Source organism: Reyranella sp., from assembly GCF_050185545.1.
Taxonomy (GTDB): Bacteria; Pseudomonadota; Alphaproteobacteria; order Reyranellales; family Reyranellaceae; genus Reyranella.
This window is the reverse complement of sequence record NZ_JBFWZI010000232.1, coordinates 1-9,654: the sequence shown is the minus strand read 5'-3', so window position 1 is coordinate 9,654 and position 9,654 is coordinate 1. Positions and strand designations below refer to the sequence as shown.

The following is a 9,654-nucleotide window of genomic DNA, read 5'->3' as shown; positions in this document are numbered from 1 at the left end:
GACTCGCCCGTGTATTCCTGCAGCGCGAAGTTCGGGATGCAGGCGTCGAGCTGCACGCAGGCCGCGGTCGAGATCGGGGACAAAGGATTGTGCGGGATCACCTTGACGTGGTGCGCCTCGGCCATCGCGGCGACCTTCTTGCTGCCAGTGAGCCCCATACAGAGGCAGACGTCGGGCCGGACATAGGCGCAGCCGTTGTTCGCCAGAAGCTCCTGGAACTGGAAGATCGACGAGAAGCGCTCGCCCGTCGCCACCGGCAAGCCGCTCCGCGCCTGCACGTCGCCCATCATCGCCGGACTGTCGGGCAGCATCGGGTCCTCATAGAAGTACGGATGGAATTTCTGCAGGCGCTGTCCGAGCGCGATCGACTCGGCGGGGTTCATCTGGCGGTGCAGCTCGATGCAGATGTCGGCGTCGCCCTGGAGCGCCTCGTGCACCGCGCCGACGCGGCGCTCGGCCTCGCTCACCCATTCCTCGAACGACTTGCGCAGATGATAGTCGGGCGCAAAAGGCGAGAAGCGGATTGCCGTGAATCCCTGGCGCTTCCTGGCGACGGCATCGGCCACCAGCTCGTCGAGCGTGTTGCCCTTCGCGTGCATGTAGCAGCGCACGCGGTCGCGCGTCTTGCCACCCATCAGCTCGTAGATCGGCACCCCGTAGCGCCTGGCCTTGATGTCCCAGAGCGCAATGTCGATCGCCGAGATGGCGCCGCCGACCAGCGCGCCCATGAAGTGCGAGTGCCGCTGCAGCGCCTGCGCGTGATGCTCGATCGTCGAGGGATCGCGCCCCACGAGATAGGACTTCATCTCGTCGACCATGGCGGCGGTCGGCCGTGGCCAGCCGTGCACGCCTGCCTCGCCGGTGCCGACCGTGCCGTCCTCGCAATGGATGCGCAGCAGGCACCAGCGCTCGATCAGGAACGTCTCGACCTTTTCGATCCTGGTCGGGGGCAGATTGCTGCGGTGCGCGGTCATGGCTCGACTATAGCAGGGGCCAGCTCCCATGGGCGTCAAGGTAAGGAGGAAACCTCATGCTGAGGAGCGCCCGAATGGTGCGTCACCGAGCAAGGGCAATTAGTACCGCCCTTGGGGGCCCAACCATCGAGAACCACCCATCGGGCGCTCCACAAGATGAGGACTTTGTTGGGCTTTCGAACCAAATCCAAAGTCCAAGGGGCCGATCCCACTCGCTCGCCGCCCGAACCTCATCCCGCCCCTCACCGGCGGCCACGGCCCGGAGATGCGACCGCCTCTTCCGCACTTCCGTCCTGCGTGGCCATCGCTTGACCGGAGCGCCCGGCCCGTCGGTAATCGCTTGGGCCGCGCTGTTGCGGCGCAGGAGTGACGCCATGCCGACCGTCCATCCGCAGCTCCAGAAGGCGCGCGATCTCATGCCCCTGATCGCCGCGGCCGCGGACGAACACGACAACATCCGCGAACTAACCAGGCCCGTCGTCGAAGCCCTGGTTGATGGCGGGTTCTTCACCATGCTGAAGACGAAATCGGTTGGCGGCATGGAACTGAAGCCCTCGATTTTCGCCCGCGTGACCGAAGCCCTCGCCTATGCGGATGGGTCTACCGGGTGGGTGGTCTGTCAAAGCAACGGCTGCTCGACCACGAGCGCCTATCTTCATCCGCATGTTGCCCAGGAGATCTTTGGCAGGCCGGACGGGATCGTCGCCTGGGGGCCTCCCGGTTCACCCTACGAAGCCACACCCGTGGAAGGCGGGTACCGCATCACCGGGAAATGGCGCTTCATGAGCGGAAGCCAGAATGCCACCTGGCTGGGCGCGCATCTCAGGGTAGCGGGCACCAGGGAAACGAAGACCTTCCTGTACCCCAAGTCGAGCGCCACGTTCCACGACATCTGGCACACGCTCGGACTGCGCGGCACGGCCAGCAACGAATACTCTGTCGACGATCTGTTCATTCCGCACGAGCGCGCCATCTGGCGCGACGATCCGCGCGACCGCCGGAGCGACAGCCCGCTCTACCGCTTCACCAGCAACCAGCTCTATTCGATCGGCTTCGGTGGCGTCGCACTCGGTATTGCCCGTGCCACGATGGACGCGTTCCTGGCGCTGCCGCGGGAAAAGACCCGCCGCGGCGCGGGCAAGCCGATGGTCGAGAACAACGTCGTCCAGTCGCACGTGGCGCAGTCCGAGGCGAGGTGGCGGTCCGCGCGCTATTTCCTTCACGCCGCGGCGGACGAAGCGTTGGAAACGATCGAGGAGCGCGGCGAGATGGACCTGGATCAACGCACCCGCCTGCGCCTCGCCTCGACCTGGGCGATCCAGTCGTCACGGGAGATCGTCAATACGCTGTTTCACGACTGCGGCTCGATGGCGGTGTTCGAGGAGAACCCGTTCGAACGCCGCCTGCGCGACATCGACACGGTCGCACAACAGGGCCAGGGCCGCATACTGCACTACGAGACGGTCGGCCAGGTCATGCTCGGCGTGTCGCCCGAGAATATTTTCTAGCTTTGGACCGAAGCCCTGCTGGTATCCTTCGCGCCTCCGAGGAGGCGACAAGGCGCATGAAGTCAGTGCAATCGCACCCATCGGCGGCGCTGCTGGGCGTCGCGAACAAGCCACCGCTCACATGGGAGCTGCCACAGCCCAGGCGTCCGATTGCTCTCAAGGTCGCCATCCTGCTCGACGGCAAGGGCGGGACGCTGCGGGACACCGTGGTCGTCGTCTCCGGCGACAAGATCGAACGCATCGGCGGGCCGGTCCCACAAGGGGCCCAGGTCTACGATCTCGGCGGCCTGACCGTGGCGCCGGGATTGATCGACACCCACGTTCACGTGACCTACCACTTCAGCCACGATCGCTTCATCGACAACCGGCTCGTCGGACAGGACGAGCCCATGCCCGACTCGGTCCTGTTCGGCGTGGAAAACGGCGTGCGCATCCTCGAGGCCGGCTTCACGACGGTGCAGAGCCTGGGACCAGGCACCGCGTGGGATCTCCCCTTGCGCGAGGCCTGGGCGCGCAACCTGGTGCCAGGGCCGCGACTGCTGACCTCGCTGCAATGGTTCCGCTACGATCAGCCCGGACAGACCGTGCAGCCGGAACCGCAGCTCCGGGCCATGGTGCGCGATCTCAAGGCGCGCGGCGCCGACGCCATCAAGATCTTCGCCTCGACGAGCGTGCGCGAAGGGTCGCGCCCCACGCTCACGCAAGCCCAGCTCGATGTCATTTGCGGCGAATGCAACAGCCAGGGCCTGCGCAGCGTCGTTCACGCCTATACGTCGGCGGTGAAGATGGCGGTCCAGGCGGGCTGCACGGCGATCGAGCACGGGACCGGAGGCATGACCGACGAGGCTCTGGCCCTGATGGCGGCCAAAGGCACCTTCTTCGATCCAACCGTTGGCGTGGTCACCGAGAACTACGTTGCCAACAAGGACAAGTACCTGGGCGTCGGCAACTACACGGCCGAGGCGTTCGAAATGATGGAAAAGCTGATCGCCAATCCGAAGCCGCCGGAGGAATTCATCCGATCCCTCAAAGTACCAGGCCTGAAGATCGTCTATGGCAGCGACGCGACCGCGGGCGCTCACGGCCACAATGCCGAAGGACTGCTGTACCGCATCAAGTTCGGCGGCCAGGATGCGATGCAAGCGCTCGTCTCGGAGACGTCGCGCGCAGCAGAATCGCTCGGTCTCGGCGGCGAGATCGGCACGATTGTCCCTGGCATGACGGCCGACATCGTGGCGATGCGCGGCGATTACCTTGCCGATGCGACCGCGCTGCGCCACATGGCGTTCGTGATGAAGGGCGGCAGAGTCTTCAAGTACCAACCGTGAAGGAGCGCAACGATGGACCAGGCCTTGTCAGGCGTCCGCATCATCGACATGACGCACAACCAGGCGGGGCCCGCCTGCACGCAGATTCTCGGCTTCCTCGGCGCCGACGTGATCAAGCTCGAGGAGCCCAAGGGCGGCGACATTGCGCGGGTGAACATGCGCGACCAGGCCAACAGCGACAGCCTGTTCTTCCTGATCCTCAACGCCAACAAGCGCAGCCTGACGCTCAATCTCAAGACCGACGCCGGCAAGGATCTGTTCCGGAAGGTGATCGCCCAGTCGGACGTGCTGGTGGAGAATTTCGGGCCGGGCGCGCTCGATCGCCTCGGGCTCGGCTACGAAGCCCTGGCCAAGATCAACCCGCGGCTCATCTACGCCACCATCAAAGGCTTCGGCACCTACGGACCCTACAGCGGCTTCAAGAGCTTCGAGCCGGTCGCCCAGGCCATGGGCGGGGCGATGAGCGTCACCGGCTTCCCCGAGAATCCGCCGACCTACGTCTATCCGGCGATCGGCGATTCCGGCACCGGCATGCACATGGCGATCGGCATTCTGGCGGCGCTGCAGCAGCGCCATGCGACCGGCCGCGGCCAGCATGTCGAGGTGTCCATGCAGGACGCGGTCGTCAACCTGGTGCGGGTGAGCCTTCGCGACCACCAGCGCTTCGGCCATCCGATGCCGCGCACCGGCAATCAGCTCGGGCGCAACGTGCCCGGCACGACCTACGCCTGCGCGCCGGGCGGCCCGAACGACTACGTCTACCTTTACGCACAACCGCAGATGTGGCCGGCGGTGGCGAAAGTGCTGGGGCAGCCACAGTTGACCGAGGATGCGCGCTTCAAGACCCTGGAAGCGCGCTGGCAAAATCGGACCGAGCTCGACGCCATTGTCGAGGCGTGGACGCGCCAGCGTAGCAAGCACGAAGTCATGCGCCTGATGGGAGACGCGGGTGTTCCCTGCGGCGCCTGCCAGGACACCGGCGAGGTGCTGGCCGATCCGCATCTCAAGGCGCGCGAGATGATCGTCGACGTGGATTACCCGACCCGCGGTACCTATCAGACGGTCGGCTGCCCGATCAAATTGTCGGATTCGCCCGTCACGGTCAGCCGTCCGCCCCTGCTGGGCGAGCACACCGACGTACTGCTCGAATCCCTGTGCGGGATCGAGCCCGATGAGACGAAGCGTCTGCGCCAGGAGGGAGTCGTCTAGGCCGAGGTGATCGAATGAGGAACAGGCATTTGCGATGTCAGCGCGCAAAGCCGGCGCGGTGACGACGACTTGGTTGACCGCGATCATAATCGAGTGGACCGCGACGGGTTGGTCGCCGAGCCCCGCCTTGGCATCCGGCTCGGCGAGACGGAGGGGTCGTGTCCTGCAGCAGGCGGGGCCAGACCGACACCGAGCGAGGCCGAGGAGAGGGAGGAAAGAGGGCGAGAGCTGCGCGCCGCGCAGGAGCTCGCCCGACGGCGGCGGCGCCAAACCATTCTGGCAAGTACTGCGGCCGTCATCGTCCTGGCGCTCGGCGGCGGAGCAACGTGGATGTTCCGCGAGCTGGCGGTTTCGCGCGGAAGCCAGGTCGCGCAGCTCGAGTACGAGAACAGCGTCCTCTCACGATTGCTCCGCCAGGAGTACCAGGTGCGCTTCGATGGCGCGAAAGTGCCCCCGGCACGCCAGGAATTGGTCGCGCAAAGCGTCAGGAAGATACTGGGCAATCGTGCCCGGTACGAGCGCATCACGAAGTCTATGACGATGCCCTGGTACTTCCTCGCAATCATTCATGGCCTGGAAGCCGACTTCAGGTTCGACGCCCATTTGCACAACGGGGATCCGTTGACCAGCCGCACGACACGCGTGCCGGCCGGGCGACCGGCTCGGGGTACGCCACCGTTCAGCTGGGAAGAGAGTGCGAGGGACGCCATCGCGATCAATCGTTACGACAAGTGGAACGATTGGAGCATTGCCGGGATGCTGGTCGTTTGGGAACGCTATAACGGCCTTGGATATCGGCACCATGGCGTCAATTCGCCGTATGTCTGGGCATGCACCGACCTTTATGCAAAGGGTCGCTACGTCGCCGACGGCCGGTTCGATGCGAAGGCCGAATCCAGGCAATGCGGCGCTGTGGCAATGCTCAAGGGACTGATCGCGACCGGCTCGGTGTCGCCGCCGGCGGGTCCGAAATAGGCTGCTGCGGCAGAGCCGGCCGATTTCCTTACACGTGTGATTGACAGGTCCGGCACGGCGGCAGACTGTACGACCGTTGCAGTAGGGCGCATCGGCCGAGGCCGAAGGGGCTATGCCCACCTACCTCACACAACCAAAGATGCGCCCATGCCGAACCTCGAGAACCTCAAGAAGCAAGCCAAGCTCTACGTGCGCTGGCATCGCGACCGCTACTATCCGGTGGCCGCCCAGATCCGTGCCGTGCTTCCCCGCTACAGGGACCTGACCGACCGGCAGGTCCTGGAGGCCGAATTCAAGCTGAGCGACGCCCAGGAACTGGTGGCGCGTCAATCCGGCTTCGACACCTGGCAGGCGCTCAGAGACGGCGTCCAGGCCATGCCCGACACCGCCAAGCCCGAGCGCGCGGCACCGATCCTGACCGAGGTCGAAGCCCAGCTCTACGTCGCCGACATCAAGGCCTCGTGCGACTACTTCACGGCGAAGCTCGGCTTCACCACCGTCTTCACCTACGGCGAGCCACCCTTCTACGGCCAGGTCAGGCGCGACAATGCGCGCCTCAACCTGCGGATGATCTGCGAGCCGGTGTTCGTGGCCGACATCCGCGAGCGCGAGCAGCTTCTCGCCGCCTCGATGACGGTCGACAGCGCTGCCGAGATCCGCGAGCTCTTCGTCCAGTATCAGTCGGCCGGCGTCGACTTCCTGCAGACCTTGAAGCAGGAGCCGTGGGGTGCCCGGACCTTCATCGTCCGCGACCCGGACGGCAATCTCCTGTTATTCGCAGGTCCAGCGACCTAGTTCGACCGCCGAATGGCACTGACTTGCCTCTCGATCGTTACAGCATGGACGGACGTTGCAGCAAGGATGGACGTTGCGGCAAGAACGGACGTCGCAAGTGAAGGGGGTGCTCATGCTGAAAGGTCGTTGCTGCTGCGGCGCCGTCCGCTACGAGGTCGACGGCACGCCCCGCCATTCGACGGGTTGCCACTGCTCGATCTGCCGGCGCACCAGCGCCGCGCCGTTCGTCGCCTGGTTCACGGTCGAGCCGGCGTCGTTCCGGCTCGTCGCCGGCGAGCTGACCCGCTTCAGATCGTCGGCGCACGCCACCCGCACGTTCTGCACCAGGTGCGGCACCCCCATCACCTTCCAGTCGGCGCACTATCCGGACGAGATCGACATCACGACAGGCTCGCTGGACGACCCCGAACAGGTGCCGCCGAAGGCCCATACCTATGCCGCCTCGGCCCTCAGCTGGGTGAAGCTGGCCGATGGCCTCCCGGTCTATCCGGACAAGCGTCCGGAGCAGTGCTAGGGCTGAGCAAAGCGCGCCGCCTACTTCGCGTAGCCCGAACCTATGTCGCTATCGAAGATCCTGAAGGCGTCGCTCAGGTCCGCCACTCGAACTGACGACCTTCTCGCGATCGCCATGGATCACGAGGGCCTCGCCATCTCTCAGTGTCCGATAGGGAGTGCCAAACTCCTCATAGAAGGCGATCTCGCGATCGACCGACGCGGATTCGGGATGATCCGACCTGAAGTGAACGGCGATGGCGAACGGCACGAAGTCGAAACCGGATTGACCGCGACTGCAGCCTTCCCCCTCCGGCCCTACGGGCCACCTCCTCCGATTACGGGGGAGGAAAGAAGATCGCAGCAGCGTCACCCCGGTCGATGAAGCGCGGCCACGAGCGCCCTCGCGATCGCCGCCGGCGACTTGCCGCCGGGCCGATACCAGGTGGCTGTCCCGTTCAGCGCCCCGAGCAGATGCAGGCGCCACAGGGTGCGGTCTGTGCCGGCTGCCAGAGGCAGGGCCTCCACGAGGTCGACGAAGCGGCGTTCGTAGCGGTCGCGCAGGACGACCAGGCGCCGGCGCAGCCGCGGATCGAGGCGGCGCAGCTCGGCGGTCATCACGGCGGCATGCGCGGAGTCCGCCAGCAGGGTCTCGAGATGGGCGATGCAGGCGGCTTCGAGCCGGCGCCACGCGTTCGGCTTGCCTGTCACCGCGCGATCGACGGCGGCGCCGATCTCGGCCACGCCGGCCTCGTAGACGGCAGCGATCAGGTCGTTCTTTGACGGGAAGTGATAGTACATCGAGCCGGCCAGCATGCCGGCCCGTTTGGCGATGTCCCGCATCGACGTGGCCTCGAAGCCGCCCCTGGCGAACAGGCGGGCCGAGACGGAAAGCAGCTTCTCGCGCGACATGGCGCCAGCCTATCACCAAACACTTGTTTGGTACGAGGCCGGGCGCTAGCCTTTGCGCCATGGCTTACGTGTTCGATCTCGGTAATCCCGCCACCAACGCCAACCCGTTCCCCGAGTTCGCGCGCCTGCGCGTCGAGGACCCGGTGCACTGGACGCCCGCCATGAAGGCGTGGATCGTGACGCGCTACGCCGACGTGCGGCAGGTCGCGCTCAACAATCGCGAGATCTCGGCCGACCGGCTGACCCCGTTCTTCAAGGCGAACCCCGACTATCGCAACGGCTCGCTCGACAGCCTGGTACGCTATCTCAATCACTGGATGGTGTTCCGTGACCCGCCTGACCACACGCGCCTGCGGCGGCTGTTCACCAAGGCCTTCACTCCGACCGCCGTCGCCAATCTGCGGCCGAACATCGAGGACATCGTCGCCCACCTGATCGACGGCATGCTCGCCAGGGCGCGCCGTGGCGATCCGGTCGATTTCATCGCCGACTTCGCCTATCCCCTGCCCGCCTCGGTAATCATGGATCTGCTGGGCGTGCCGCGGGCCGACCTCGAGCAGGTAAAGGTCTGGTCGGACGACATCGCCCTGTTCATCGGCACCGCCCAGGTCGCCGGCAACAAATACCTGCGCGCCGAGGTCGGCGCCAAGGCGATGTCGGGCTACTTCCGCAGCCTGGTCGAGGACCGTACGCGCGAGCCACGCAGCGACATGGTCAGCCAGCTGGTGCTGGCGCGCGACGATCGCGACGCGCTCAGCACCGACGAGATCATCGGCACCTGCATCCTGCTGCTGTTCGCCGGCCACGAGACGACGACCAACCTGATCGGCAACGGCTTCCTTTACTCGATGAAGAATCGCGACCAGTGGGACCGCCTGGTTGCCGATCCGACGCTGGCGGCGGGCGCGGTCGAGGAGTACCTGCGCTACGATGGACCGTCGGGCGCGCTGGCCCGCGTGGCCGCGGCCGACCTCGAGATGGCCGGCAAGACCATCCGCGAGGGCCAGCGCGTGTTCGCCTTCATGAATTCGGCCAACCGCGATCCCGAAGCCTTCGACGACCCCGACCGCTTCGACATCGGCCGCGCCCAGAACCCGCACATGACCTTCGGCCACGGCATCCACTTCTGCCTCGGGGCGCCGCTCGCCCGCCTGGAGGCGGAGATTGCCGCGACCCGGCTCAGCGAGCGCCTGCCGCACATCCGGCTGTGCCCCGGCGAGCCCGACTGGCACGATTCGCTGATCCTGCGCGGGGTGAAGAAGCTGCCGGTGATGCTTTAGCCCTCCCCAACTTTGCCGGGGAGCTGTCGCCGTCTTGCGGCGACGGAGGGGTCAAGCTTCAAGCGGACCGCGGGCGTCCCGCCCCCTCATCGTCATGTGACCCTGTTCGGGCGGGACGCCCGGGGTCCAAAAAGACCATGACCGCTCTTTACCCACCCCCGCGATGGCGGGGAGCTGGCGC

General features: G+C 66.0%; 9 protein-coding genes. 7 read left to right on the top strand and 2 right to left on the bottom strand.

What is annotated here, in order from left to right; all coding sequences use genetic code 11:
* Positions 1-974, bottom strand: a 974-nt coding sequence (locus AB7O82_RS34025) for a mandelate racemase/muconate lactonizing enzyme family protein (RefSeq protein WP_428552814.1), incomplete at its 3' end; no start/stop codon positions are given.
* Between the two features lie 416 nt (positions 975-1,390).
* Here AB7O82_RS34025 and AB7O82_RS34020 point away from each other — a divergent pair.
* From AB7O82_RS34020 to AB7O82_RS33995, 6 genes are all read left to right on the top strand, one after another.
* A complete protein-coding gene (locus tag AB7O82_RS34020; RefSeq protein ID WP_428552816.1) occupies positions 1,391-2,482 on the top strand; it encodes an acyl-CoA dehydrogenase family protein in 1,092 nt (363 codons plus the stop codon).
* Positions 2,483-2,538: 56 nt separating this feature from the next.
* Positions 2,539-3,810: an amidohydrolase family protein gene (locus AB7O82_RS34015; protein ID WP_428552819.1), complete on the top strand. Its 1,272-nt coding sequence runs from the start codon at positions 2,539-2,541 to the stop codon at positions 3,808-3,810.
* A gap of 12 nt (positions 3,811-3,822) precedes the next feature.
* The gene (locus AB7O82_RS34010; RefSeq protein ID WP_428552822.1) at positions 3,823-5,019 is read left to right on the top strand and encodes a formyl-CoA transferase; all 1,197 of its coding nucleotides are present in this window, start codon (positions 3,823-3,825) and stop codon (positions 5,017-5,019) included.
* A 69-nt stretch (positions 5,020-5,088) separates the two neighbouring features.
* A complete protein-coding gene (locus AB7O82_RS34005) occupies positions 5,089-5,994 on the top strand; it encodes a hypothetical protein (protein WP_428552825.1) in 906 nt (301 codons plus the stop codon).
* 147 nt (positions 5,995-6,141) lie between these two features.
* A complete protein-coding gene (locus AB7O82_RS34000; RefSeq protein WP_428552827.1) occupies positions 6,142-6,789 on the top strand; it encodes a VOC family protein in 648 nt (215 codons plus the stop codon).
* A gap of 112 nt (positions 6,790-6,901) precedes the next feature.
* A complete protein-coding gene (locus AB7O82_RS33995; RefSeq protein WP_428621393.1) occupies positions 6,902-7,303 on the top strand; it encodes a GFA family protein in 402 nt (133 codons plus the stop codon).
* Between the two features lie 347 nt (positions 7,304-7,650).
* Here AB7O82_RS33995 and AB7O82_RS33990 read toward each other — a convergent pair whose 3' ends face one another.
* A complete protein-coding gene (locus tag AB7O82_RS33990; RefSeq protein ID WP_428552833.1) occupies positions 7,651-8,193 on the bottom strand; it encodes a TetR/AcrR family transcriptional regulator in 543 nt (180 codons plus the stop codon).
* Positions 8,194-8,252: 59 nt separating this feature from the next.
* Between AB7O82_RS33990 and AB7O82_RS33985 the strand changes: the two genes are divergently transcribed.
* Entirely contained in the window at positions 8,253-9,473 is a 1,221-nt protein-coding gene (locus AB7O82_RS33985) for a cytochrome P450 (RefSeq protein ID WP_428621391.1), read from the top strand.
* Positions 9,474-9,654: the final 181 nt, after the last annotated feature.